Source organism: Streptomyces sp. NPDC029292, from assembly GCF_055569295.1.
Genome location: NZ_JBVHXR010000015.1, coordinates 89,597 through 113,232 on the forward strand (window position 1 = coordinate 89,597; position 23,636 = coordinate 113,232).

26 protein-coding genes are annotated in these 23,636 nt (G+C 70.5%); 9 read left to right on the top strand and 17 right to left on the bottom strand.

Going from position 1 to position 23,636, the window contains the following annotated elements; all coding sequences use genetic code 11:
• From ACZ4WS_RS29550 to ACZ4WS_RS29610, 13 genes are all read right to left on the bottom strand, one after another.
• The gene (locus ACZ4WS_RS29550; protein WP_467985156.1) at positions 1–399 is read right to left on the bottom strand and encodes a hydrogenase maturation nickel metallochaperone HypA/HybF; all 399 of its coding nucleotides are present in this window, start codon (positions 397–399) and stop codon (positions 1–3) included.
• Between the two features lie 142 nt (positions 400–541).
• Positions 542–646, bottom strand: a complete 105-nt coding sequence (locus tag ACZ4WS_RS29555; protein ID WP_467985158.1) for a DUF6893 family small protein — start codon at positions 644–646, stop codon at positions 542–544.
• Between the two features lie 11 nt (positions 647–657).
• Positions 658–1,209, bottom strand: coding sequence for a hydrogenase maturation protease (locus ACZ4WS_RS29560; RefSeq protein ID WP_467985160.1), 552 nt, complete (start codon positions 1,207–1,209; stop codon positions 658–660).
• Positions 1,206–2,636, bottom strand: a complete 1,431-nt coding sequence (locus ACZ4WS_RS29565) for a hypothetical protein (RefSeq protein WP_467985162.1) — start codon at positions 2,634–2,636, stop codon at positions 1,206–1,208. Before ACZ4WS_RS29565 ends, ACZ4WS_RS29560 begins: the two co-directional genes overlap by 4 nt.
• Positions 2,633–3,325 (bottom strand): DUF6084 family protein, encoded by a 693-nt coding sequence (locus ACZ4WS_RS29570; protein WP_467985164.1) that lies wholly within the window; start codon positions 3,323–3,325, stop codon positions 2,633–2,635. The genes ACZ4WS_RS29565 and ACZ4WS_RS29570 overlap by 4 nt, the downstream gene beginning before the upstream one ends.
• Complete coding sequence (locus ACZ4WS_RS29575) at positions 3,322–3,978, bottom strand: DUF5947 family protein (RefSeq protein ID WP_467985166.1); 657 nt, start codon at positions 3,976–3,978, stop codon at positions 3,322–3,324. The genes ACZ4WS_RS29570 and ACZ4WS_RS29575 overlap by 4 nt, the downstream gene beginning before the upstream one ends.
• Complete coding sequence (locus ACZ4WS_RS29580; protein WP_467985168.1) at positions 3,975–4,514, bottom strand: hypothetical protein; 540 nt, start codon at positions 4,512–4,514, stop codon at positions 3,975–3,977. The genes ACZ4WS_RS29575 and ACZ4WS_RS29580 overlap by 4 nt, the downstream gene beginning before the upstream one ends.
• Positions 4,511–6,295: a nickel-dependent hydrogenase large subunit gene (locus ACZ4WS_RS29585; protein ID WP_467985170.1), complete on the bottom strand. Its 1,785-nt coding sequence runs from the start codon at positions 6,293–6,295 to the stop codon at positions 4,511–4,513. The genes ACZ4WS_RS29580 and ACZ4WS_RS29585 overlap by 4 nt, the downstream gene beginning before the upstream one ends.
• Before the next feature lie 83 nt (positions 6,296–6,378).
• Positions 6,379–7,467, bottom strand: a complete 1,089-nt coding sequence (locus ACZ4WS_RS29590) for an NADH-quinone oxidoreductase subunit B family protein (RefSeq protein ID WP_467985172.1) — start codon at positions 7,465–7,467, stop codon at positions 6,379–6,381.
• Between the two features lie 63 nt (positions 7,468–7,530).
• A complete protein-coding gene (locus tag ACZ4WS_RS29595) occupies positions 7,531–9,315 on the bottom strand; it encodes an enoyl-CoA hydratase-related protein (RefSeq protein WP_467985454.1) in 1,785 nt (594 codons plus the stop codon).
• A gap of 193 nt (positions 9,316–9,508) precedes the next feature.
• Positions 9,509–9,766: a hypothetical protein gene (locus ACZ4WS_RS29600; RefSeq protein WP_371573163.1), complete on the bottom strand. Its 258-nt coding sequence runs from the start codon at positions 9,764–9,766 to the stop codon at positions 9,509–9,511.
• Positions 9,753–10,067: a DUF6400 family protein gene (locus ACZ4WS_RS29605; RefSeq protein WP_467985174.1), complete on the bottom strand. Its 315-nt coding sequence runs from the start codon at positions 10,065–10,067 to the stop codon at positions 9,753–9,755. The genes ACZ4WS_RS29600 and ACZ4WS_RS29605 overlap by 14 nt, the downstream gene beginning before the upstream one ends.
• A gap of 439 nt (positions 10,068–10,506) precedes the next feature.
• Positions 10,507–11,139 carry a TetR/AcrR family transcriptional regulator gene (locus ACZ4WS_RS29610; protein ID WP_467985176.1) on the bottom strand — a complete coding sequence of 211 codons (633 nt, stop codon included), beginning with the start codon at positions 11,137–11,139 and terminating at the stop codon, positions 10,507–10,509.
• Between the two features lie 102 nt (positions 11,140–11,241).
• Here ACZ4WS_RS29610 and ACZ4WS_RS29615 point away from each other — a divergent pair, with 102 nt between their 5' ends.
• Both ACZ4WS_RS29615 and ACZ4WS_RS29620 read left to right on the top strand, forming a co-directional pair.
• Positions 11,242–12,156 (top strand): NmrA family NAD(P)-binding protein, encoded by a 915-nt coding sequence (locus tag ACZ4WS_RS29615; RefSeq protein WP_467985177.1) that lies wholly within the window; start codon positions 11,242–11,244, stop codon positions 12,154–12,156.
• A gap of 108 nt (positions 12,157–12,264) precedes the next feature.
• Positions 12,265–13,197 carry an alpha/beta hydrolase gene (locus ACZ4WS_RS29620; RefSeq protein WP_467985179.1) on the top strand — a complete coding sequence of 311 codons (933 nt, stop codon included), beginning with the start codon at positions 12,265–12,267 and terminating at the stop codon, positions 13,195–13,197.
• A 29-nt stretch (positions 13,198–13,226) separates the two neighbouring features.
• Here ACZ4WS_RS29620 and ACZ4WS_RS29625 read toward each other — a convergent pair whose 3' ends face one another.
• The gene (locus tag ACZ4WS_RS29625) at positions 13,227–13,577 is read right to left on the bottom strand and encodes a hypothetical protein (protein WP_467985181.1); all 351 of its coding nucleotides are present in this window, start codon (positions 13,575–13,577) and stop codon (positions 13,227–13,229) included.
• Between the two features lie 445 nt (positions 13,578–14,022).
• Here ACZ4WS_RS29625 and ACZ4WS_RS29630 point away from each other — a divergent pair, with 445 nt between their 5' ends.
• Entirely contained in the window at positions 14,023–14,238 is a 216-nt protein-coding gene (locus ACZ4WS_RS29630) for a DUF4177 domain-containing protein (protein ID WP_351133412.1), read from the top strand.
• Between the two features lie 207 nt (positions 14,239–14,445).
• Complete coding sequence (locus ACZ4WS_RS29635) at positions 14,446–15,249, top strand: VOC family protein (protein ID WP_467985183.1); 804 nt, start codon at positions 14,446–14,448, stop codon at positions 15,247–15,249.
• Position 15,250: 1 nt separating this feature from the next.
• Here ACZ4WS_RS29635 and ACZ4WS_RS29640 read toward each other — a convergent pair whose 3' ends face one another.
• Positions 15,251–16,240 (bottom strand): ArsR/SmtB family transcription factor, encoded by a 990-nt coding sequence (locus ACZ4WS_RS29640; protein ID WP_467985184.1) that lies wholly within the window; start codon positions 16,238–16,240, stop codon positions 15,251–15,253.
• A 143-nt stretch (positions 16,241–16,383) separates the two neighbouring features.
• On the opposite strand from ACZ4WS_RS29640, the gene ACZ4WS_RS29645 reads away from it, so the two are divergent.
• On the top strand, positions 16,384–17,586 hold the full coding sequence (locus ACZ4WS_RS29645) for an MFS transporter (RefSeq protein ID WP_467985185.1): 1,203 nt from the start codon (positions 16,384–16,386) through the stop codon (positions 17,584–17,586).
• Here the strand turns inward: ACZ4WS_RS29645 and ACZ4WS_RS29650 are convergent.
• Positions 17,576–18,259, bottom strand: a complete 684-nt coding sequence (locus ACZ4WS_RS29650) for a hypothetical protein (protein ID WP_467985187.1) — start codon at positions 18,257–18,259, stop codon at positions 17,576–17,578. The genes ACZ4WS_RS29645 and ACZ4WS_RS29650 overlap by 11 nt on opposite strands.
• A gap of 21 nt (positions 18,260–18,280) precedes the next feature.
• Positions 18,281–19,321: a hypothetical protein gene (locus ACZ4WS_RS29655; RefSeq protein ID WP_467985189.1), complete on the bottom strand. Its 1,041-nt coding sequence runs from the start codon at positions 19,319–19,321 to the stop codon at positions 18,281–18,283.
• A gap of 620 nt (positions 19,322–19,941) precedes the next feature.
• Between ACZ4WS_RS29655 and ACZ4WS_RS29660 the strand changes: the two genes are divergently transcribed.
• The 4 genes from ACZ4WS_RS29660 to ACZ4WS_RS29675 all read left to right on the top strand — a co-directional run bounded on the left by ACZ4WS_RS29660 (position 19,942) and on the right by ACZ4WS_RS29675 (position 23,519).
• Positions 19,942–20,394, top strand: a complete 453-nt coding sequence (locus tag ACZ4WS_RS29660; RefSeq protein WP_467985191.1) for a cyclic nucleotide-binding domain-containing protein — start codon at positions 19,942–19,944, stop codon at positions 20,392–20,394.
• Between the two features lie 89 nt (positions 20,395–20,483).
• On the top strand, positions 20,484–21,281 hold the full coding sequence (locus tag ACZ4WS_RS29665; RefSeq protein ID WP_467985193.1) for an N-formylglutamate amidohydrolase: 798 nt from the start codon (positions 20,484–20,486) through the stop codon (positions 21,279–21,281).
• A gap of 75 nt (positions 21,282–21,356) precedes the next feature.
• Positions 21,357–22,181, top strand: a complete 825-nt coding sequence (locus ACZ4WS_RS29670) for an amidohydrolase family protein (protein WP_467985195.1) — start codon at positions 21,357–21,359, stop codon at positions 22,179–22,181.
• 48 nt (positions 22,182–22,229) lie between these two features.
• Entirely contained in the window at positions 22,230–23,519 is a 1,290-nt protein-coding gene (locus ACZ4WS_RS29675; RefSeq protein ID WP_467985197.1) for a DUF4032 domain-containing protein, read from the top strand.
• The last annotated feature ends 117 nt before the right edge of the window (positions 23,520–23,636 follow it).

Genomic DNA, 23,636 nt, shown 5'->3' on the forward strand with positions numbered 1-23,636 from the left:
TCAGCGCTCCTCAGAGATCGGTTCGCGGGTGGGCACGTGCGTGGGGCCGCCGTCCTCCCAGTGCACGTCGACGATCTGCAGTTCCCGGCCCGCGAGCAGGTCGGTACGCGCCCCGCCGCACCCGGGGCAGGTCAGCCGGGGTGGCATGCCGACGGCCCATTCGTGCGCACAGGGCGTGCAGCGGGCCCGCCCCGGCACCGCTTCGGTGACCAGTTCGGCGCCTTCCAGCAGGGTTCCGGCGCAGGCCAGTTCGAAGGAGAAGGCGAGCGCATCGGGTACGACGCCGGCCAGTTCGCCCACCTGGAGCCGTACCGATCGCACCGCCGTGACGCCTCCGGCCCGTGTGGCGGCCTCTGTCACCTGGTCGACGACGGCCAGCGCGACGGACATCTCGTGCATGGTCTCCGTCCTTCCGCAGCCTGCCTCCCGCCGGGCTTCATTAGAGGCGCGCACACTCGGGTCGCACGGCCCGGCACGCCGTCACCGGCCGGCAGGTACGCCGTTCGACGCAACGCACGGCACACCGGGTGACGCCCACGGTTCACATCCGTCGGATCCGCAGGTAGCGCCTGAGGTCGGGAAGCACCTCGGCGACGAGGGCGACCATGGCGGCGAGGGCCACTCCGCCGATGACGATCTTCTTCATCCCGTCTCTCCTCATGTCGAGATCCCACCGGCCGTGGCCCGCGGCGCGGACTCTCCCGGCTCCCCGTGCCTCAGCAGCTCTTCGATCAGCCTGACGGCCTCCGGTACGGCGTCGGACACCGGCGCACTGAGACCGATGCCCTCGTCCACCGAGGCCGGTTCGCATCCGACGACCAGGACGCGGCGTGGTGGCTCGGCGCCGGTCCCGGCGCAGAGGGTGCCCAGCAGCGCCAGGACGGCGTCGGGGGTCATCCGGTGGCCGTCCAGCGCAGGGGTGCCGGGCGAAGGGCTCCCGCCGCCGATGTCGTGTTCGATCACGTACAGCGTGCCTGGGGCTTCGCCGCGTGCCGTGGCGTCCACGAGGACGAGGGTGTCGTAGCCGTCCAGGAGCTGGTAGGCGAGGTGCACCCCACGCACCCCGATGTCCACGACCTCGATGTGTCCGGGCAGGTGGCGCTCGGCGAGCCGGCTCGCGGTCTCCACGCCGAAGCCGTCGTCTCCGAGGAAGATGTTGCCGATGCCCGCCACGAGAGTCCTAGGACCTGCCTGTGGGGGAAGGTTCATACGTCGTCCTCCAGCGGTGTGACCTCGTCGGGCTGGAAGTACAGGAACCGTCCCTGCTCTCGGCGGATGTCGGCGCCCGGGTCACCCTCGACCGTGACCGCCAGGTGCACCCCGCCGTCGACGTCGTGCAGCACCGCCTCGACCTTCGCGGTGCGGCCCCGCAGGAAGATGTCCTGCGCGTCGGTGCGCCGCAGGCCCGGGCGCAACTCGACGCGGCTGCCCTTGCCCACGGACCGGCCGTCCACGACCACCCGGTCCTGCGCCGGGTCGAAGCCCGCCTCACTCGCGGGGTCCCACCAGGGGGTGTCCGGCCGCTGCACCCCGTACTCGTCGGGGAAGCCGCCGTCCGAGGCGGCGGGGCCCGGGCCGGTCACCTCACGCAGACTCCGCACCGCCCCGTGCAGACGCTCCAGAACCTCGGCCGGCATCGAGTCCGCCAGCTCGATCACGGCGGCCGCCCGCTCGTCGGTGCCCCGGGCCTCGCGTTTCTCCTCGTCGGTGAGGGCCGCGGTGCGCAGCGCGAGGATCTCGTCGATCTCGGTGGCGTCGTAGAGCGCGCCGGGGCTCTCCGGTGCGATGGCCGGATGGTCCTCCAGGATGATCGGCGAGGACAGCACGAGGTCGGCGCAGCCGGGTTCGCCGGCGAGTACGGGCCAGGTGTGCAGGTTGCGGCAGGTCGCGACCGCGCCCTTCGCCCACTCGGGGGGATCGGTCATCGACAGGAACGATCCGGCGCTGAGGGCCACGAGGAGGTGGGTGGCCACCAGGGAGTGCGGCAGCGCCGCGTCCCGGTCGGCTCCGCGGCCCTCGGGCGGTGTCCAGTCGCTGGTGTTCTCCACGACGGCGGTCAACCGCATGGCCCGGTAGGGACCGTCGAGTTCGCGGGCGAACAGCCGGACCGTCCCGCTGATCTCCTCGCACCGCCGGACCAGTCGGCCGACGGTTCGGCCGGCCGCGTCCAGGACCGGTGCGGTGTCCTCCCGGGCGGGGCGTCGGAAGGGATGCGTGACGCCGTCGCCGAGGAGCTCGTCCACCGACGCGACCACCTCGACACGCTCCTCGCCCCCCTCGTCCCAGGGCACCAGCACCCGGTCGTCGAGGCGGAGTTCGGCAACCGTGTCGAAGCCGCCGTCCGGGCGGGCGCGCTGCACTGTGCGCCGTCGGGCGTGCAGAAAGCGCACCTCGACCGAGAGGGTCGCGCCCGCCTTCGGTTCCATCAGGCATTCGGTGTGCTGGAAGTCGTGCTCCTCGCACTCGGTGCCCCAGCCGGGCGGCACGAGCACCCCGAACTGCCAGCGCAGCCGGTTCTTGGCCGCCGAGGCGCGGTACGGGTAGAGCACATAGCCCTCGAAGAGGACGGCGTCGGCCACCTGCCGGGCGAGGGCGAACCGCTCCTCCGTCTCGGAGGCGAACGCGGTCACGGTCACGGATCCGTCCTTCCGGTGGTGCCGGTGAGCGCGCGCAGCGGGTCGCTCCGGGGCGGGTCCGCGGCGCCGCTCTCGTCGAGCAGGGCCTTGAGGGCCGCTTCCCAGGAGGGCAACGCGCGCCGGGAGCGGTAGGCGAGGAGGGCGTCCATGGTGTCGCGGGGCAGCCGGATCCAGCCGCACCCGGGGAAGTGCTGCTCGACCATCTCCCGCCAGGTGGCGACCGGCATCCGGAAGGCCGCCTCCCGGTCCCACGGAACCGGCTCGACCTGGAAACCGCCGGCTCCGGTGAACGCCGTACCGGAGAAGAGCATCAGCAGCGGAACCTCGCCGCCGGTGAGGGCGGTGAGGTAGCGGGTCGCGGCGACGTCCATGTCGTAGGTGCAGGGCACGACGAGGTCGGCTTCGGTCTCTCCGGTGAAGCCGGGGACCATGAGCGGGACTTGGGCGAACTGCACCGGCTGGAGCGTGCTGCCCCAGCGTGAGCGCTCGCCGAAGAGGTCCGCCAGGCCGCCGGCCTCGGCTGGCTCGTAGGCCCGGCGGGCGGGTTCGATGCGGATCTGGCAGCGCAGCGCGAGGGCGTGCACGCGGGCGTTACCGGCGGCGGTGACGCGCAGCCGGAAGACGAGGGTCGGTCCGGCGGCGTACCGGTCGGCGCGGACGCCGGTGCAGGCGAAAGAGAACTCCGTCACGGCCGCACCGCCTCGGCCACAGGCCGGGCGCGTCGCGAGACGTCCTCGAAGAACGCGTCCAGAGCGGCGCGGGCCTCGGCTCCACCGTCGAAGCCCTGCCACAACAGGCGCATGCGGCCCACGAGTTCGTAGCAGATGTCGATCGGTACGAGGTGGCACTCGCAGCGGCCGTCGGTGCGGTGCAGCAGCAGCGCCTCCACGTCGGGCTCGAGCAGTTCGGCAAGGCGGCTGCCGCCGAGGACCTCCGTCCACGTGGCCGGTTCGAGTTCGCTCTCGGTGGCTCCGGCCGGGCTCGGGTAGAGGGCGACCAGCCGGTCGAGCGCCGCGTTGCGGAAGAGGAAGGCGACGCCGACCGGGATCTGCAACGCCTCCCACGCGCTCTCGTCGAGGCGATGTCCGGGGTCGGCGAGGTAGCGGGCCGGGACCGTGCGGAAGCGGCCCGCGGCGGCACCAGGCTGTTCCATCAGCAGCGCGCAGGGGGCGCAGGCGCAGACGAGGGCGCGTTTTTCGGTGTCGACCAGGTGGCGGTGGTCCGCTTCGGTCACGGCCACCGCGCACAGCTCACATCGCTCGGGCCGGGGCGGACGCTCGGTGAGAAATCTCCGCAGACCAGAGGGGCGCGCACGTCGGGCGGGCGCCGGGGACGCGCTCATCGGGTCCTCGTCGGTGCCGGACCGATACCGATCTGGAGGAGCGCGGGCCCGGCGGGTGCGGTCTGTACGTCGACGGCCCTGACCTCCGGTGCGAAGCAGGCGAGCGCTGCCTCCGCGGCCTCCCGGGCGTCCGCGCCGGAGCCGCAACCGCAGCCGCCGGCCTCGCGGGCCCGCAGCGTCAGGGTGCCGCTCTTCTCGTCGAAGTCCACGACGTCCAGGGCGTGTTCACTGACGCTGTCGAGGGCCCGGGCGATGCGGGTGTCGCGGTCCTCGGGGTGCAGGTCGTGCAGGACGAGCAGGCTCGCGACCAGTTCATCACCGAGCAGTCCCGCCGACGGTTCGCCGGGAGCGGAGGACAGCAGGTGGAGGATGCGGGCCAGGCCGGCACCGTAGAAGTCCATGAGGGACCGGACGAGTTCCTCTGCCGCCGCGGCGGCGGCCCGGTCGCCGCTCGCGGCCAGTCGGTCCAGCACCTCCTCGACACGGCGTCCGGTCTGCTCCGCGTTCACCGGCACTGCCGCAGCCCCCGCGCTCATCCGCCCAGTCCGCTCAGGCCGGTGGGCACGTGCATCGACTTCACCGTCTTGCCGCCCCCGACGTACATGTGGACGCCACAGGGCAGACAGGGGTCGAAGCTGCGGACGGCGCGCATGATGTCGATGCCCTTGAAGTTCTCCGGGGTGTTCTCCTCGAAGATGGGCGTGTTCTGCACGGCGTCCTCGTACGGGCCCGGCGTGCCGAAGGTGTCCCTGGTGCTGGCGTTCCAGGGGGTGGGCGGGTACGGGTGGTAGTTGGCGATCTTGCCGTCGCGGATCACCATGTGGTGGGAGAGGACGCCTCGGACCGCCTCGGTGAAGCCGACGCCGATGCTCTCGTCCGGGACCTCGAACTTCTCCCAGGTCTGGGTGCGTCCGGCCCGGACCTCCTCCAGGCCCTTCTCCACGAAGTGCAGCGCGACGGCGGCGGTGTAGGCCTGGAAGTAGGTGCGCGCGCGGTTGCGTTCCAGCGCGTTGCTCCACTTCGGGATCTTCCACTCGAAGCTGGTCTCGGGCCTGGTCATCGTGCGGGGCAGGTTGATGACCACGCTGTGCCCGGTGGCCTTCACGTACCCGGTGTCGACGAGTCCGGACAGGGCGGTCGACCACAGGCGGGCGATGGGACCGCCGCCGGTGTCCAGGGCGAGGTGGTCCTTGCCGTCGAACCAGCGGGGCGACATGACCCAGCTGTACTTGTCGTCGAAGTCGCGCTTCTGCGGGGCGGGGATGGTGTGCTGGTTCCACGGGTGGCGCGGGTCCACCGGGTTGCCGAGCGGGTCGTGGGTGACGAACTGTTCCTGGCCCTGCCAGTCCTCGTAGTAGGAGCTGCCCAGCAGGATGCGGATGCCGAGGTTGATCTCGGTGAGGTCGTTGGTGACGAGCTTGCCGTCGACGATGATGCCGGGCGTGACGAACATGCGCCGGCCCCAGTCGGTCATGTTGGCGTAGGTGAAGTCGCAGTACTCGGGGTCGTTGAGCGCGCCCCAGCAGCCGAGCAGGACACGCCGGCGGCCCACTTCCTCGTACCCGGGCAGCGCCTCGTAGAAGAAGTCGAACAGGTCGTCGTGCAGGGGCACGACGCGCTTCATGAACTCGACGTAGCGCATCAGCCGGCTGAGGTAGTCCGTGAAGAGCTGCACGGAGGCGATGGTTCCGACGCCGCCCGGGTAGAGCGTGGAGGGGTGCACATGGCGGCCCTCCATCAGGCAGAACATCTCCCGCGTGTAGCGGCTGACCTGCAGGGCCTCGCGGTAGAACTCGCCCTCCAGGGGGTTGAGCGAGCGCATGATGTCGGCGATCGTGCGGTAACCGTGCTCCGCGGCGTGCGGGGCCTCGGTGCGCTCGGCGAGTTCGAGGACGCCGGGGTTGGTCTCCTTGACCATCTTCTCGCAGTAGTCGACCCCGACCAGGTTCTCCTGGAAGATGTTGTGGTCGAACATGTACTCCGCGGACTCGCCGAGGTTGATGATCCACTCGCCGAGGTGCGGGGGCTTCACGCCGTACGCCATGTTCTGCGTGTACACCGAGCAGGTGGCGTGGTTGTCCCCGCAGATGCCGCAGATGCGGCTGGTGATGAAGTGGGCGTCGCGGGGGTCCTTGCCGCGCATGAAGACGCTGTAGCCGCGGAAGACCGACGACGTGCTGTAGCACTCCGCGACCCGCTTCTGCTTGAAGTCGATCTTCGTGTGGATGCCCAGGCTGCCCACGATCCGTGTGATCGGGTCCCAGGCCATCTCCACCAGGCCGCTGCCATCTCCGGCCGCCTTCGCCTTCGGTGCCATCTGTGTGCCGTGCCCTTCGTTGCGCGGGAGGTTCGTGTGGGGGGAGTGCACGAAGCAGGGAGCCGATTACTTGCGGCGGATGCTCACCACGGGGGTCGGTATCCGGTGGTGATCTTGTCTCCGGTGCGGCGCCACTTGGGCTCCTTGTCCACCGTCTTGGCCGTGATCGACCGCAGCTTGCGGACCACGGCGCCGTAGGCTCCGCTGGCGCCGCTCGACACCTTGGCGCCGGGGGGCTCGTCCATGAACGGCATGAACTTGTCGGGGAACCCGGGCATGGTGCAGGCGATGCAGATGCCGCCGACGTTGGGGCAGCCGCCGATCCCGTTCATCCAGCCGCGCTTGGGCACGTTGCACTTGACGACCGGACCCCAGCAGCCGAGCTTGACCAGGCACTTCGGCGAGTCGTACGACAGGGCGAACTCGCCCTGCTCGTAGTAGCCCGCGCGGTCGCAGCCCTCGTGCACGGTGGCCCCGAACAGCCAGGTCGGGCGCAGCTTGTCGTCCAGCGGGATCATCGGGGCGGCGCCGGCCGCCTGGTAGAGCAGATAGGTGAGCGTCTCGGAGAAGTTGTCGGGCTGGATCGGACAGCCGGGGACGCACACGATGGGGATGCCGGCGTGGGACTTCCAGTCCCAGCCGAGGTAGTCCGGCACGCCCATCGCGCCGGTCGGGTTGCCTGCCATGGCGTGGATGCCGCCGTACGTGGCGCAGGTGCCGATGGCGACGACCGCCAGTGCCTTCGGGGCGAGCCGGTCGATCCACTCGCTGGTGGTGATCGGCTGGCCGGTCTCCGGGTTGTCGCCGAAGCCGCACCAATAGCCCTCGGGCTTGATCGCCTCGTTGGGGATGGAACCCTCGACGACCAGTACGAACGGGTCGATCTCGCCCCGCTCCCCCTTGAAGAACCACTCGATGAACGTGTCCGAACCGCCGACCGGGCCGCACTCGAAGTCGATGAGCGGCCAGTGGACGGCAATCTTCGGAAGACCCGGCAGCACACCGAGCACGATCTCCTCGATGCTGGGCTGCATGGCCGCCGTCAACGCGACCGAGTCGCCGTCGCAGCTCAGCCCCGCGTTGATCCAGAGAATGTGGATCGTGGGTGTCTCGTCGGCGGGCGCGCCGCCTGCGTCCGCAGTGCCGACCGTGCCCGGCGTCGCCTCAGTCATGGGACCGCCTCCCGGGGAGGTAAGGGATGAAGGCCTGCATTTCGACCGTCGCTCCTCTTCGTATCAGCCGTTCGTCCGTGACGAGACGCCATCGAGGGCCGTTCCGGTGACATCCGCGGCGGAGGGGATCGGACCGGTTTGCGCAACCGTGGCGGAACCGAGGTGCGGCGGGGTGCACGGTGGCCGCTTCTTGTAGACGAAGGAACGACGCAGAGCGTGATACGGGGCGTCCGGGTCGTCGAAGGTCCGCCGCATCCGGGCCAGCTCCTGCTCACGGAAGCCGGCCAGCGGGGTCTCACTCTCCAGTCGGTCCAGCTCTGTCTTCTTCGCGGTGATCCGTGACGCCGTCGCCGGAAGTGACGCCAGACGCGCCGCCAGGGCGCCGACCTCCCGCGCGAACTCATCAGGACCGCAGTCGACCACCCGGTCGACGAGCCCGAGGCGCAGTGCGCTCGCCGAGCTCACCGGCAGCGCCTCACACATGAGCCGTTCGGCCGTCGCGGGACCCACCCTGCGCGGCAGGGTATGCGTCCAGTACTCCGAGCCGTACAAGCCCATCAGACGGTAGTGAGGGTTCAGCACGGCGCCCGAGCGGCACCACACCTCGTCGGCCGCCAGGGCGAGCATCACCCCGCCCGCCGCGGCGTTGCCCGCGACCGCCGAGACCACCAGCCGGTCCGTCGTCGTCAGGACCGCCTCGACCAGATCGTCGATGGCGTTGATGTTCGCCCAGGACTCGGCAGCGGGGTCGTCTGCAGCCTCGATGACCTTGAGGTGGATCCCGTTGGAGAAGAAGTCCCGTTCGCCGCCCAGCACCAGCACCGACGTGGGCCGCGCGCACGCTTCCCGGTAGGCGTCCAGCAGACGTCGGCACTGCTCCGTGCTCATGGCGCCGCCGGGGAAGGAGAACGAGAGAAAGCCGACGTTCCCGTCCTCCCGGTAGCGGATGTCCGTCCAGGTACGGTGCCGCACCTCGGGCAACAGGGGCAGGGCATGCTCGGGCAGCGGCGGCAGCCGGTCGCCCAGTGCCCGCACGGCAGGCAGTTTGAACGTGGGCGGCTGCCCGGGCCCGCGCCGGGGCCGCAGTTCTGGGATCCACACGGCGCCGTCCTTGGTCGCCCGGCAGACCGCCCCGGCCCGGGTGGCCAGCAGCTCGCCCGGGCGGCCGCGCAACACGCTCTCGGGATGACCGCCGTGCAGATACCACTCACCACCGAGCAGCACGTCCAGCACACCGGGCTGCGAGTCCGCCGCTCTCAGCTTGCGCAGGACGTCCTGTGTGGAATCCCCGGCCCAATCGATCCGCCGGACGCTCTGGTCGAGGTACGGACGCGGGCGCAGGCGGGCGCCCGCTGTGCATGCCGCGCCCTGCCTGCGCGGTACGTGAGTTCCCCCGGCGAAGCGCTCTACCGCGAGCATGAGGCCCTCGAACGCGGCGTCGGCGATCTCACCCCGGTACAGCTCGCTCTTGGACACAGGAGGGAGCCGGCACGGTACGGAGGCCCACACGTCACCGGCGTCCATCTCCCCATCGGCCTGCAGGACGGTGACGCCCCACTGGTCGACGCCCTCGTGAATCGCCCAGTCCAGGGAGGACGGTCCGCGGTCGCCCACGGGCCCCGGATGGACGACGAGGCACGTGTGCGCTGTCCACACCTCCTCGGGAATCGCCGTCTTCAGCATCGGCGCCACGATGAGCTGCGGTGCATGCCGCCGCACGGCTTCCGGCAACAGGCTGTTGCCGGGCAGGGCGAGTTCCACCGCCACGGTGTGGCCGCGGTCGCGCAGCTCGGCGTGGGCGCGCTGGGTGAGGCTGTTGAACGCGCTGGCTAGGAGCAGGATGTGCACGGCTGCCTCCGGGCGGACGGACGGCAGGCAGGGATGGCCGCCGACCGCGATCCTCGGCCAAGGCGGCCTGCCGTCCCCGACGACAGACGGTGAGGTCATCCGAAAGCAGGTGCCGATCCGCCGTCCGGCCTCACCGGCCATCGCCCGCGGCGGCACCGACGACCCGGCTCACTGAGTCAGCCGTTGTAAATGATCACCGTCGTCGCAGGCCGCTGGTAATGCGCTCCCACGGGGAGCGGGTGGCACCGAAATGGGTCTCGTGTGTCCAGATGTGGGTGCACGACCGGCACTGCAGGTGGAGCAGGCTGCCTACGTTGGAGAGCAAGTAGCGCCAGTGCTCGGAGCAGGTGCGCCCCTGCTCGCAGGTGGCGCACCCGCGACGGTCGTCGCAGTTCGGGCAGGCCACCCAGGCGCGACGCCCGACGTCGGCCTGCGGGTCAAGCGGCAGCATGGCCGCCCCCTCTCCGCGGAAGCACACCGGCCGAGACCAGCTCGTCGTACACACGCTGCTGCTCCGCGCTGAGGCCGGAATAGAGCAGCTCATACGCCGCTTCCTCACCGCGAAGTGCTGCGCCGGGGTCCCAGTCGGAGCCGAGAGCGGCCAGGACATGAGCGCGCCGGAGCATTTCGTGTGAGCTCAGGTCGACGGCCAGGTCGACCAAGGGGAGGGCGTCAGGTCGGTCCGCCGCAGGCGTGCTCGCTGCAGCGGGTTCGTCCGGTTCGCCAGGAAGGGCGCGGCCATGGGGGGACATGCGACCGAACGTAGGTAAGCGTTCCTCGCCCCGGCAAGAGCAGGTGGGAGAAGTCACAACGGGCCCGCGACCCCGGGGCACCCGGAGGCGGACCCCACATCGGCCGGGCGGAGCTGGGCGAATTCCTCGCACAGCACGGGTACGCCCCCGGGAGAAGGCTCGCTGCGGACCTCGGCGCGCCCTCCAAGCCGACGCACGGCAGCGGTCGGCGCCTCGTCGGACCGCCGACCAGTGCGCGAAGGACGCAAGTCCCTCGAACACGCCGGCACGTTCGAGCGCAGTCACCCTGCTGAACATGGACCCCGCCACAGGCCGAGCACTGGCCGGCCTGAGCGACGCCTTACGACGGTCTCCACCTGTGCCTGTTCGTCGACGCAGGCCCCGGGCCGCGTCTCCGGGCGACCGGAAGTGATCCAGCCCCGTCGCCAGCCGTAGATCCCTACAGCCGTCCGGCCTGGGCGAGGGCAAGTAGGTCGTTCGCGGCTTCCTGGGAGCGGATGCGGAGGGCGGCCGGGTCGGGGACCGGTCCGCCGAGCAGGGCGGTGTCCACGATCTCCGCCTGGAGGAGGGCGGAGAAGACGTGCGCGGCCCGTGTCGGGTCGCTGACCTTGGAGCGCAGTTCCTCCGGCCAGTGGGACAGGTGTCGCGTGAACAGGGCTATGCGGTCTCCGAGAATCTCCTGCTGGTAGCGGCGGCCGAGTTCGGGGAAGCGCTGCGCGTCCCGGGTCACCACTCTGAAGAGCGCCAACTGCTGCTCGGACAGGATGTGTTGGAGAAGCTCACAGCCCGCTTCCGTCAGGCCATCCAGGGGCGGCAGGTTCAGCCATTGCGGGTCTGCGGTCTGCGCGGAGGTGTCGCAGGCCTCCTGGATGACGGCGACGAAGAGATCGTCCTTGCTGTCGAAGTGCCGGTACAGGGTGGTGATGGACACACCTGCGCTCGCGGCGATGCGGTTGACCGAGCTTCCGCCGTACCCCTCTTCGAGGAAGGCCGCGAGGGCAGCGTTGATGATCGCCTCGCGCTTGCGCGCCATCAGGCGCGCCTTGGGGTCGTTCTCGGCCCAGGTCCGCACGGTTCCTCCTCCGGTCTTGCGTCGGCTTGACAGAGCATACGACAGCAACCACTATCGAGTCATACGAAAGTGATTGCTTTTGTATGAGGCAAGGAGAGACAGATGCGGAACACAGACACCCCGCGAGTGCTGGTCCTCGGGGCCACCGGCCGCACCGGATCGGCGGTCGTGAAGGCGCTGGAGGCGACACCCGGTCAAGCGGTCCCGGTGCGCGCTTCACGCAGCAAGGCGACCGTCGAGCAGTGGATCAAGGAGGGGAAGGAAGCGGTCCGCATCGATCTCGACGACCCCGACACCTTCCCCGGCGCGCTGGAGGGCATCGACCGGGTATTCCTGATGACCGGCTACACCTCGGCGATGAACCACCAGACCAAGACCCTGGTGGACGCCGCCGAGGACGCCGGCGTCAGCTTCCTGGTGCACCTGGGCGTGTTCAGCGACAAACGCTCCACCGACCCGCACTTCGCCTGGCACGAACTGGTGGAGCGCTACATCGCCGGCTCCGAGCTGGCCTGGGCGAATGTGCATCCGCACGTGTTCATGGAGAACCTGCTGGGCATCAACCGGCTGCGCGACGGCCAGATGGTGTGGCCGATGGGCGACAAGCAGGTCGGCTGGATCGCAAGCGACGACATCGCAGCGGTCGTGGCCAAGGTCCTGGCCGAAGGCCCCGACACGCATGCGGGCAAGGACTACTACCTGTCCGCCGATCTCTTCAACGGCGCCGAGGTGGCCGAGGTCCTCACCGCCGCCCTCGGGCGGGAGATCCCCGCGCTGGTCCTGACCCCGGACGATCTGCAGCACATGATCGACGCGGGGCTGGACGTCGCGCCGGCCGACATGGACGCCGCGTACGCGGCCAGCACGCTGATCTGGGCGCGACAGACCTACGAAGGCCGCATGGACTACTCCGCGGTCACCACCAGCACGGTCCAGGAGCTACTCGGCCGAGAGCCCATCCACCTCGGCTCGTGGGCCACCGCACACCGTCAGGAACTGCTCGACCAACTCTCCTGACAGCTGCCGCAGAGCAGTAAGTGAGCCCCACTGACCTGATTGACCAGAAGCCTGCTGAAGCCTTGTCGCATCGGCAGGACATGGCTGAATGGAAGGCGATGACCTGCAATGACTCTCAACGACTCCGCTGCTGAGCGCATCACCGTGGAGATCCCGACGGCGTCGGGAGACGCGATCGAAGCTTGGGTCTATCTGCCCGAGGGCAGCGGCCCCCACCCCGCCGTAGTGATGGGCCACGGCATCGGCGCCATAAAGGCGGGAGGGCTGACGCCGTTCGCCGAGCGATTCCGCGAGGAGGGTTTTGTCGCCATCGCCTTCGACTACCGGAACTTCGGCGGCTCCGGCGGTCAGCCGCGCGAATGGCTCTCCGTTCCGCGCCAGCGCGAGGACTACAGCACTGTCATCGGCTGGGCAGTTGAACAGTCCTACATCGACCCGCGTCAGATCATCGCTTGGGGTACGTCCTTCGCCGGCATGCACGTCCTCGAGCTTGCTGTGGCCGACACGCGACTGGCCGCGGCGGTCGCCCAGGCCCCGCTCACCGACGGCCTGGCCGCAGCGAGGATGTCCGACCCCAAGGTCGGCATTCGGCTCTTCGGGCTTGCCCTGCTCGACCGCGTCGGTGCCCTGTTGAGCCGCAAGCCGATCTACATCCCCGGCCACGCAGAACCCGGAGGCCTGTCCATCGGAGCTACGCCGGACGGACCGTTCGGTGAAAAGCTCATGACTCCGAAGGACGGGACACCATGGAACGACCGCGTTGCCGCGCGCTCGCTGCTCAGCTTCTCCTGGCGCCGTCCCGTGCGACGCGCTGCCTCCGTGCGTGTCCCGTTCCTGCTGGTCGTTCCTGAGGCAGACAGCATCGCGCCCGTCCCGGCCGCCCTCGAAGTCGCCCGCAAGGCACCAGGGGCCGAACTGTTCCGCAGCGCCGGCGGCCACTACGACGTGTACGAAGGCGGCGCCGGCTTCGCCGAAGTGCTGCGCACGGAGGTCGACTTCCTCCACCGTCACGCCACGACTGCGGCTCTAAAGGTGTCCTAAAGGGTCCTAAAGGCCCTCCCGGGCGGGCTTCAGAAGCGATCGCGCTGTCGTACACAAATCCCTGCTCCTCCAGCAGGGGCGACCAGGGCCTTGTCGCCGACAGAAACAAACGCCAAGCGGATGGGCCGCCTGTCCACTTCCTCTCCCGGTAATTGAAATGTTCCTGGCGTGGCCCCGTCGGGACCACTCTCGTCGAGTTGCAGGCCGGGCCCGCTCACCGGTATGTACGCCGTCGCGGCTCCCCGCGCCCGCGCGTACTCCCGCAGCCCGTTGACCGAGTTGTGGTTGTCCAGCGGCATCACCGGTCGACTGCCGCGTGCGAACGGGTACGCCTCGCCGACCAGGCGCAGGGCGCCCGTCGCGTTGGGGGTGAAGATCACGGCGTACTCGGCGGGATCGGCGTTGAAGTGCCGCAGGACCGCTTGGCGGGCCTCGGCCGAGCAGGAGTCCGCAGACGCGCGAGGCTCGGCTCTCGGAGTGCGGATTGCCGAATGACCCGCCGGTGATACGCCGCGCGCTCCCGGTGTCGAGCGAGCGTGGGGGCAGTCCGGCGCCCGTGTGGTCGAGGTAGGTGTGCCCGCAATCGTCGAGGTAGCCGAACGCGCGGTCCCGCAGCTGAGCGAAGTCGTCGGCCGCTGCCCTGCCGGAGGTGTCTCCGGTGTCGCCTATGTGGCCGCTGGTCTGTGTCTTTCCATGAGTCCCCCTCCACATGAATCTTCAACAAAGGTATCCGCGCAGGACGGGTTCTCCCCTGTGCGACGGCACCAAACAATGATTGGGTGGGCCCCGGCCACGCCAACCGACGCGCAGGAGAGCTCCGCAGCCATGAGTAACCCCTATACATACGAGTACAAGGTCGTCACCTTCCGGGAGTCCCTGATCGGCGACGCGCTGGACAGCGACAAGCTGGAGAAGGTCCTGAACAAGCACGCCGAGGACGGGTGGGCGCTCAAGGCGATCACTGCCGCCGACGTCAAGGGCCGCATAGGCCCCGGCGCCGTCGAGGGACTGCTCCTGACGCTGGAGCGTCCGCGCCGCTAGCCGCGCGCGTGCGCAGTGCGCCGCGGCGGGGGATGCTGGAGCTGATGGGACAGCGGATCCGCAGGTGCTACTGATGCCGTCGGAGGCCTTCCAGGACGGGAGGCCATCGACGGCTGAGCGGATTCCGGAGGCGTGCCGCAGGCTGGGGACATTCCCCGGCGGCCGCCCCCGACCGCTGCCGGCCAGTGAGCTCAGGACGGTGCGGCGATGAAGAGCGACGGAACACTCCACAGTGCGGTCGTCACCAGTCACTCGGTGTTCGGCGCGCCCTGCTGGGTCAGCCTGACCACGCGCGATCTGCGGTCCGCGCAGGACTTCTACCACGCGGTGCTGGGCTGGAAATGGCACGCGGACACCAAAATGGGCGACCAGTACCGGGTCGCGCGCGTGGACGGGGTCCCCGTCGCGGGAGTCTCGGAAGTGGACTTCGTGGCGAAGACGGCCGTCGCGTGGACCCCCTACTTCGCCGTGTCCAGCGCGGACGAGACCGTGTCCCGAAGCCAGGAACGCGGCGGTACGACCGCGGTGGGGCCGATCTCGCTGCCGCCGGGGCGGGCGGCGCTGCTGGCCGACCGGGACGGGGCGGTCTTCGGTATCTGGGAGGGCGAGCTCGTGGCCGGCTGGGAGGAGTGGCGCCGCGCGGCACCGGCCTTCCTACGACTGCACACCCGCGACGCCTTCGACGCCGCCATGTTCTACGGAGAGGTCCTGGGCTGGGCGTCCCCGACCCCCGGATGCTGCGAGGTCCACTACGAGGAGAACGAGGTCGTGCTGCGCAGCCAGGGCGACATCGTGGCCCGGATCCACTCGGGCGCGGTGGAAGCAGCGCCCGATCCCACGATCAGGCCGCACTGGCAGATCCACTTCAAGGTCGCCGACGTGGAGGCCTGTGCCCGGGCCGCGCGGGCCCACGGGGGCACCGCCCATCAGCAGGGGGTCGGCTCGACGGAGGCGGTCCTGAGCGATCCCGACGGGGCGCACTTCACGGTGACGTTGAAGGACGCCGTGTAGTTCAGGCCCCGGCCGCCAGCGCGTTCCCCAGCGCCGTGCGCTCGTAGAGGACGTGGTGGCCCCGCCTGTGCGACACCAGCAGTCCCGCCTCGCGCAGCACCGCCAGGTGGGCCGATACGGACGAGGGGGCCAGGCCGAGGCGGTCGGCCAAGGCCGTCGTCGAGACAGGGGTGTCGAGGCCCGCGAGGATGGCGGCCCTGTGCCGGCCCAGCAGTCGGGCCAGGGCTCCGGGCGCTTCGGTGCCGGCGGTGTGCGGAGGGGCGCCCATGCTCCGCGCCGGATAGATCACCGTCGGCTGCCAGGGCCGGGCGAAGCCGCTCACCACGTCCGGCCGGACGAAGACGCTGGGCATCAGCAGGATGCCCCGGCCGTCGGCGCCCTGCGCCTCCTTGTGGTCGGCGTACATGCGCAGGGTGAGCGTGTCGTCCGCCCAGCCGATTCCGGGGTGCAGGTCGCCGAAGAGCGCTTCCAGTCCGCCGTCCGCCAACTGCCGTGAGCGGTGGGCGATATCGGCCTCCAGGAGGGCCTGGTGGCGCGGCCAGTCCGGTGCGAGCAGCGTGTGCCAGGCCCGCTCGGTCAGCTCGGCCAGCCGCCGCACGGTGGCCGCGGGATCGTCCAACGCAGCGCGCCCGTAAGGCGATTCAGTGACGCCCGGCGTGCACGCGAGCGAACGCGCCAGCTCCGCACGGGCCATGGCCGGGTCGGTGGCCCGCATCCGCGCCAGTTCCTCCTCGAAGGGGGCGTTCGGCGTCCGGGGCGGTGGTCCCAGGAAGTCCGGCGTGTAGCCGCCCGCGCGGGGGATGAACAGCCACAGCTCCGACAGGTCCAGGCCCGCCACGGTGTCGCGTACGCGCCGCAGCCAGTCCCGGTGGAAGGCGTGCCGGGCCGGCCGCCGCAGCATGCGCAGTGCCTCGTGCGTCTGACAGAGCGGGGACACGGCGAACCGGCACCGGGTCAGGTCATCGGTGCCCAGGCGCAGGGTCAGCGGCAAAACGGCCTCCGGTGAGCCTCGATGAGCCGTCCACGAGTGATTCGGCTCCAGCCGAAAGAGTAGAAGGCCGTGCGAGCGCCCCGCACGCTTGCCCCTGGCCGCAACCGGCCACTCTCAACAACCCATCGCAGAAAGGCTCGTTGATGGGCAGCGAACGTCTCACCGCCTGGCGCAGAGCCGCCGTCGTCGCGGCGCTCATGCTGGCCGCCTTCACCTTCAACACCACGGAGAATCTGCCGGTCGGGCTGCTCTCCCTCATCTCGGACGACCTGCGTGTGTCGCTGGCGTCCGTCGGGCTGCTGGTCACCGGCTACGGCCTGACCGTGGCCGTCGTCTCGCTGCCCCTCGCGCACCTGACCCGGTCGATCCCGCGCCGTCATGTGCTGTCGGGCCTGCTGGCGCTGCTCGTGCTGGCCAGCTGGGTCTCGGCACTGGGTGCCCTCTCCTACGGGCTCCTGCTCGGGGCACGCGTGGCGACCGCGCTGGCCCAGGCGCTGTTCTGGGCGGTGATGGGTCCGGTCGCGGTGGGACTGTTCCCGCCCGAGCGGCGCGGCCGGGTCATCGGGCTGCTGTCGGTCGGGGGTTCCCTCGCCACGGTGCTCGGCGTTCCGGCCGGTACCTGGCTGGGCGGGCACAGCGGCTGGCGGGCGCCGTTTCTGGCCCTGGGCGCGATCGGTCTCGTATCGCTCGTCGCGATCGCCGTCCTGCTGCCGACCTCACGTCCGGAGGAGGGGCATGCCGCGTACGGGGCCGCTCCCGACGCCCGCCGGTTCGCCGTGGTGCTGGCCACCACCGCCCTGTCGGTGACCGGAGCCTTCGCGGGATTCACGTACGTGGTCGCCTTCCTCGACGAGGTGAGCGGGTTCTCGGAGGGCTCGGTGAGCGCGCTGCTGATGGTGTTCGGGGTGGCGGGGATCGCGGGCGTCACCGCGGCCGGGCCGCTCCTCGACCGCTTCCCGCGCGGAACACTGACCGTCCCCGTGGCGGCCCAGGCGGTGGCCCTGCTCGGCCTGTACGCGGGCGGTGGCAGCCAGACGGTGACCGTCGCCATGCTGGTGCTGCTCGGCGCTTCCGTGGGACCCGTCTTCATGGCCACGCAGAGCCAGGTGCTCCATGTCGCGCCCGGGCGCACCGAGTTGGCCCTGGCGGCGAATTCGGCCGCCTTCAACGCGGGGGTGGCGGCAGGTGCGCTGACCGGAGGCGCCCTGCTGTCCGCCGTGGGGGTGCGCGGAACGTTCCTGATCGGCGCACTGCTGACCGCCGGGGCACTGGCGGTGCTGACGTGGCCCGTGCCCACCGCGCTGACCGCCGGTTCGAAGGCCACTCCGCCGACCCTCAGTTCGTAGCGGAGGCCTTGTGCGCCGCGGGAATCCGGTAGACGAACGACGGGTACGGGTCCGCGGTGACCCGCTGCCAGGCCGACCTGACCTCATCCGGAGCCTGCGCGCGGGCCACGGCGAAGGCGGTGAGGCAGGCGGCATGGACGTCGGTCTGGTCGGTGCGCCGGGTCAGGGCCAGCAGACTGCGCAGGGCGGTGACCGCCTCATCGACGCGGTCACCGGTGAGGTGGGCCTTGGCGGCGGTGCGGAGGGTGGTGGCGAGGGCGGAGAGGGTGATGGCGAGCCCGGTCTCGTACCGCTCGGGGTCGGTGCCCTCCATCAGCTCCCGCAGGATCGTCTCCGCCTCCTCGTAGCAGACCAGTGCCCCCGCCTCGTCCCCCGCGTGTCGCAGTGCGCGGGCGAGGACCCGCAGGCGGCGGGGGGTCAGAGCCTGGTAGGTGTCCCAGTCGGACTCGGCCAGCCGACGGGTGATGGCCAGGGCCTCGCGTCCGCAGGCCACGGCTGCGTCCGGGCTGCCCGTGCCGTAGTACCGAATGGTGAGATTGGCCAGCGCCCGGGCCAGTTCCGGTTCGTAGGTCTGGGGACTGCGCTCGGCGGCGCCGCGATACGCGGCCACGCTCCGTTCGCCCGCCTCGACGGCCTCACGGTCGGCGCCTTCCGCCTCGTAGCAGAAAGCCAAGTCGTCCAGGGCCTGGGCGAGTCACGGTTCGTAGACCTCGGGGCTGCTTCCGGTGAGCCGGGTGCACAGATCGGCCAACTCCCGCAGCGCCGACCGCTCCTCGCCGGTCTTCTTCAACTGGCCCAGGTGGTGGGCCAGGCACTCCAGGGCCTCGACCAGCCACGGTTCGCCGATGGCCGCATCCCGCTCGGCCAGCGTGCGGCTCACGCCGACGGCTTGCTCCGCGGTCTCGCGCGCCCGGGGAAGGTCACCGGTCACTTCCTGGCACCGGGCCAGGTCGGTCAGGAGCCGGGCACGCAGTGGCAGCATGATCTCCGGGTAGATCCACGCGGGGAACTCGTCTGTCGCTTCCCGGGCCTCGGCTCCGACCTCGACGGCCTCACCGTACCGACCGAGTGCGCGCAGTCCGCCGGTCAGCTCGATCAGCACGCGGGGCTTCACCAGCAGCACGCGCTGCTGCTGTCTGAACGACATGTCCCGAAGCAGCCCGGCGCACTCCTCGTAGACAGCGACGGACTCCTCCGTACGACCGAGGCCGCCCAGCACCAACGCGCAGGTGCGCAGGGCGCCGGCAAGGGTCCCCAGCGACCTGTCCCGGCGCCGGGGCACGGCATGCCGGTACGCCGCCACGCATTCCCGGGCCGCCTCCAAAGCCTCCTCGAGCCGGCCGGCCTCGGTCAGCGTCTGAGCTCGGGTGTGCAGGGCACAGGCAGCCTGTGCCCTGGACGTTCGGGCGCCAGGGACCGTCAGGGACTCGTCGGCGGCCATCAGCGCATCCTGATAACGGCCGGCCAGGAGCAGGGCGTTGGCGTACAGGGCAAGGGCGCGGGCCAAGCCGTCCCGGTCACGTCGACGAGGGTGCTCACCTACGAGAAGGACGCGGTACGCGGCGACGGCCTCCGCGCTCCATGCGAGCCGTCGCGCCGGCGGCTGTGGCCGCATCCACACCCACCCGGGTGTGAGGCACCGCAGCAGCGCGGCGCCGAGCAACGGCCCACCCACCCGCGGGCTGACCCGGGCCAGCGCACGCGGCAGGGGCAGCAGGATCCGCACCACACCCATCCGCTCCCCCTCACCCTCATGCCAATGACGATCGGGCCCGCTCCCTGGTTGCACACCAACTGCCATGAGTCCCACAGTCGTTGTCTGCCGCCGATCGCCGAGGTGCGTCACGCGGTCGACACCCTGTCTGCGGTGGGCGAGGGCGAGCGCGGGTGGGCGCCACGATGACGGAGCTGGTCGCCGCCTGCGTACGGTCGCTCGAAGACGGCCCGGTGTCCTTGGGCGGCGATCCCGGCCGACCTGCTGGCGTTGTTCGCGGGGCCCCTGCCAGATGAGGGGGCGGAGGTGGAGGAGCTGTTGCACGTCATCCGCCGGGACGTGATCGCGCACGCGATGAACATCTACAGCCCCGCGGGTTCAGGACGATCGCCAGTGCGCCGTGGACGAGCGTAGCGAGGGCGGCGGAAGGGCTTGGCCGGCACCCACCGTCCCGCAGGGTAGCGAAGGCCCCATCGTCGCGGCAGCATGGTGGGCGCGCGGTTCCTGGGCCCCTTCCGACGGATTCTTGCCCGACGCGCCGGATCCCGTAGAACCGGCTCCAATAGAGAGTGACGGGATACGACCGGCACGACATCCGCGGAACGAGTCGCTTTTCCGCGGCGGCGCGATGGAGGTCCGCGATGTCCACTGCTCTCCGGCTTCTGCCCGCCCTCTCCCCCGACCATCGCGAACGACTGATGAGTGTGGCCCGCGAGGTCTCCTTCCCCGCGGACGGAAAGATCTTCGAGGCAGGGGGAACCGCGGACCGCTTCTGGGTGGTCCGCTCCGGAACGGTCTCCCTGTACCAGAAGGTCATCGCGGACAGACGTATCTCCGTCGCGCAACTGGGCCCGGGCGATCTGCTCGGCTGGTCATGGCTGTTTCCGCCCCACACGTGGGATTTCGGCGCCGAGGCCTTCAGCCCCGTACGCGCCTACGAGTTCGACGCCGCGCAGGTACGGACCCTCTGCGACCAGGATCCGACGCTGGAGCTGTCCCTGACCCGGACGATCGGCGCCATCCTGGCCCACCGGCTCGAAACGACGCGAGCGGCTCTGATCGAGCACTATGCACGCCACGGCGGTGGTGGCTGAGAGGAGGTCCCCGGGCAAACCCCCGTCGTGCCCGAGGACACGCCCCCCATCGTGCCCAAAGGCCCGCCGGGCTGGGATAGGAATCTCGTATGGCCGACACCCCGGATTCCTTCGAGCTCCTCCCCGGCGCAAGCGACTCGCCCGTCATCCTGCACGTCCCGCACTCCGCGCGGCGGATACCGGCGCCGGTGCGCGACGGCATCCTGCTCGACGACGGGGCGCTGGAGCGCGAGTTGGACCACATCACGGACGCGCACACCGCGGAGCTGGCCGCGGCCGTGGCCGAGGCGGCCGGAGTCGGACCGTGGCGGTTCGTCAACCGGCTGTCCCGGCTGGTGATCGACCCCGAACGCTTCCCGGACGAACGGGAGGAGATGCTGGCCGTCGGGATGGGCGCGGTCTACACGCGGACCACGCATCGAACGGCGCTCCGGTCCGCGGACGTCGACCCGCAGCCGCTGATCGACCGTTACTTCCATCCCTACGCGCGGGCGATGACGGCGGCGGTGGCCGACCGGCTGGCCGTCACCGGACGGGCCGTGGTCGTCGACGTCCACTCGTATCCGACGGCCCGCCTGCCGTACGAGCTGCACGGCGACGGGCCCCGGCCGCCGATCTGCCTGGGCACCGACCCCTTTCACACCCCGCCGGAGCTGGTCACCCTCGCCGAGAAGGCCTTCGCGGGCCTGGGGGGTGTGGGGATCGACAGCCCGTTCTCGGGCGCGTATGTGCCCTTGCGGTTCTATGGCAAGGACTCGCAGGTCAGCGCCCTGATGGTGGAGATCCGGCGGGACACGTACATGACCGAGCCGGGTGGCCCCGTGGGCCCGGGGTTCTTGCGTGTCGCGTCGGCGCTGGCGGCGCTCGTCGATGCCGTATCGCCGTAGCTCTGGAGCCCGATCGCCCTTAAAGTCGGGGTAAGCAATCGCTTAGCCAAGCTGGCTCAGGGGAGGCACGGGATCATGCCGGTCGTCGACGCGTGGATGCAGCACCCCACACTCCGTCACTCCAACCACGAGATGTTCGCGTCACTGCGCCGCTGGACGGGCATGGAACTGCTGGAGGAGCCCCTGCCGGTCAAGGCCACGGTCGCCGCGATGGCAGCGGCCGACGTGGAGATCGGCCTGTCCGCTGCCTGGTACGGGCCGCAGGGCCCGCTCATCAGCAACGACGAGGTCGCCGAGTTCGTGGCCGGGTCCGAGGGGCGGTTGCGCGGGGTCGCGGGCGCGGATCTGACGAAGCCCGTCGCGGCCGTGCGGGAGCTGCGGCGGGCCGTCCAGGAACTCGGCTTCGTGGCGCTGAGGATCGTTCCGTGGCTGTGGCAGCTGCCGCCCACCGACCGGCTCTACTATCCGCTGTACGCCGCCTGCGTCGAGCTCGGCGTCCCCTTCTGCACCCAGGTCGGGCACACCGGACCGCTGCGCCCCTCCGAGACCGGCCGCCCCATCCCGTACATCGACCAGGTGGCGCTGGACTTCCCCGAACTGACCATCGTCTGCGGGCACATCGGGTACCCGTGGACCACGGAGATGATCGCGGTGGCCGACAAGCATGCCAACGTGTACATCGACACCAGCGCGTACACCGCCCGCCGCTACCCGCCCGAACTGGTCGCGTACCTGCGCGGCCGGGGCCGGCACAAGGTCCTCTTCGGCACCAACTACCCCATGATCACGCCGACTCAGGCGCTGGAACACCTCGCCGGCCTGCGCCTGGACGACGAGACCACCGAGCTGTTCCTGTCGGCCAACGCCCGATCCGTCTTCCACCTGCAGGATCATTCGTAGATGCTTGAGCCGGACACCGTTCGAACCTGAGGTGAGGGCAGCCCGTCGATGGCTTTGCAGATCAGTGCCACCAATCCGGAGCATCCCGCGCTCCTGCTCGAACTGCCCTGGCAGCTGCCCCTGGAGGAGTGGCCCGAGCACTACCTGGTCCCGCTGCCGCGCGGCATCTCACGGCATGTGGTGCGCTACGCGCGCGCCGGGGACGAGGTCGTGGCCGTCAAGGAACTCGCCGAGCGGCCCGCGCTGCGCGAGTACGAGCTGCTGCGCAGCCTGGACCGGCTCGGTATCCCCGCGGTGGATCCGCTCGCCGTGGTCACGGGGCGCACCGACCAGGAGGGCGCGCCGCTGGAGCCGGTCCTGATCACGCGGCATCTGGGCGGCTCGATGCCGTACCGCTCGATGTTCGAGACGACGATGCGGCCGGCCACCATGCACCGGCTGATGGACGCGCTCGCGGTGCTGCTGGTGCGGCTGCATCTGGCGGGGTTCGCCTGGGGCGACTGCTCGCTGTCGAACACGCTGTTCCGGCGGGATGCCGGGGCGTACGCGGCCTATCTGGTGGACGCCGAGACCGGGGACCTGCACCCTCAACTGAGCAGTGGGCAGCGCGAGTACGACCTCGATCTCGCCCGCGTCAACATCAGCGGGGAGCTGCTGGACCTGGAGGCGGCCGGCGCCCTGCACCCCTCCATCGACCCGATCGAATTCGGCATGGAGATCTGCGCGCGCTACCGGGGACTGTGGGAGGAGCTGACCCGTACCTCCGTGTACCCGGCCGGCAAGCACCACTACATCGACCGCCGCATACGCCGCCTCAACGATCTCGGTTTCGACGTCGCCGAGATGCAGATAGGCCACTCCTCCAACGGGGACACCGTCACCTTCGTCCCCAAGGTCGTCGACGCGGGCCACCATCAGCGCCAGCTGCTGCGGCTGACCGGGCTGGACGCCGAGGAGAACCAGGCACGGCGGCTCCTGAACGACCTGGAGAGCTGGATGGCCACCCAGGACGACTACGCGCCCGGCGATCCTCCCCCAAGCTCTCGGCTTCGCTCGACCAGGGGGCACCCCCACGCGGCCCGCCCGGAGGTCCTCGCGCACCGCTGGGTACGGGACGTGTTCCGGCCGACCGTACGGGCCGTACCGCCGGACCTGCGCGGCTCCATGGACCCGGCCGAGATCTACCACGAGCTCCTCGAACACCGCTGGTATCTGTCCGAGCACGCCCAGCACGACATCGGCCTGGACACGGCCGTCGAGGACTACGTCACGCACATCCTCCCCAAGGTGCGAGAAGCCCTGCCGCCACGGGCGGACGCCACCGCTTCGCCCGCCTGAGTCCCCGGTTTCAGAGCAAAGGTGACCGATCGTACATACGATTGATGTCTGTACCGGCCCAGCGGGCGCAGCGGCGTACGCCCGGCCGGGACGACACTGACCTGCTCGGGGTGGGAG

What these genes read in the sequence shown, in the direction of transcription:
- ACZ4WS_RS29605 (WP_467985174.1), bottom strand. Translation starts at nt 10,067, where the DNA reads ATGTCCCCCCATGGCCGCGCCCTTCCTGGCGAACCGGACGAACCCGCT.
- ACZ4WS_RS29665 (WP_467985193.1), top strand. Translation starts at nt 20,484, where the DNA reads ATGGCCGACACCCCGGATTCCTTCGAGCTCCTCCCCGGCGCAAGCGAC.
- ACZ4WS_RS29630 (WP_351133412.1), top strand. Translation starts at nt 14,023, where the DNA reads ATGAGTAACCCCTATACATACGAGTACAAGGTCGTCACCTTCCGGGAG.
- ACZ4WS_RS29635 (WP_467985183.1), top strand. Translation starts at nt 14,446, where the DNA reads ATGAAGAGCGACGGAACACTCCACAGTGCGGTCGTCACCAGTCACTCG.
- ACZ4WS_RS29580 (WP_467985168.1), bottom strand. Translation starts at nt 4,514, where the DNA reads ATGAGCGCGGGGGCTGCGGCAGTGCCGGTGAACGCGGAGCAGACCGGA.
- ACZ4WS_RS29585 (WP_467985170.1), bottom strand. Translation starts at nt 6,295, where the DNA reads ATGGCACCGAAGGCGAAGGCGGCCGGAGATGGCAGCGGCCTGGTGGAG.
- ACZ4WS_RS29615 (WP_467985177.1), top strand. Translation starts at nt 11,242, where the DNA reads ATGCGGAACACAGACACCCCGCGAGTGCTGGTCCTCGGGGCCACCGGC.
- ACZ4WS_RS29600 (WP_371573163.1), bottom strand. Translation starts at nt 9,766, where the DNA reads ATGCTGCCGCTTGACCCGCAGGCCGACGTCGGGCGTCGCGCCTGGGTG.
- ACZ4WS_RS29675 (WP_467985197.1), top strand. Translation starts at nt 22,230, where the DNA reads ATGGCTTTGCAGATCAGTGCCACCAATCCGGAGCATCCCGCGCTCCTG.
- ACZ4WS_RS29620 (WP_467985179.1), top strand. Translation starts at nt 12,265, where the DNA reads ATGACTCTCAACGACTCCGCTGCTGAGCGCATCACCGTGGAGATCCCG.
- ACZ4WS_RS29575 (WP_467985166.1), bottom strand. Translation starts at nt 3,978, where the DNA reads ATGAGCGCGTCCCCGGCGCCCGCCCGACGTGCGCGCCCCTCTGGTCTG.
- ACZ4WS_RS29560 (WP_467985160.1), bottom strand. Translation starts at nt 1,209, where the DNA reads ATGAACCTTCCCCCACAGGCAGGTCCTAGGACTCTCGTGGCGGGCATC.
- ACZ4WS_RS29645 (WP_467985185.1), top strand. Translation starts at nt 16,384, where the DNA reads ATGGGCAGCGAACGTCTCACCGCCTGGCGCAGAGCCGCCGTCGTCGCG.
- ACZ4WS_RS29590 (WP_467985172.1), bottom strand. Translation starts at nt 7,467, where the DNA reads ATGACTGAGGCGACGCCGGGCACGGTCGGCACTGCGGACGCAGGCGGC.
- ACZ4WS_RS29555 (WP_467985158.1), bottom strand. Translation starts at nt 646, where the DNA reads ATGAAGAAGATCGTCATCGGCGGAGTGGCCCTCGCCGCCATGGTCGCC.
- ACZ4WS_RS29670 (WP_467985195.1), top strand. Translation starts at nt 21,357, where the DNA reads ATGCCGGTCGTCGACGCGTGGATGCAGCACCCCACACTCCGTCACTCC.
- ACZ4WS_RS29660 (WP_467985191.1), top strand. Translation starts at nt 19,942, where the DNA reads ATGTCCACTGCTCTCCGGCTTCTGCCCGCCCTCTCCCCCGACCATCGC.
- ACZ4WS_RS29550 (WP_467985156.1), bottom strand. Translation starts at nt 399, where the DNA reads ATGCACGAGATGTCCGTCGCGCTGGCCGTCGTCGACCAGGTGACAGAG.
- ACZ4WS_RS29655 (WP_467985189.1), bottom strand. Translation starts at nt 19,321, where the DNA reads ATGGGTGTGGTGCGGATCCTGCTGCCCCTGCCGCGTGCGCTGGCCCGG.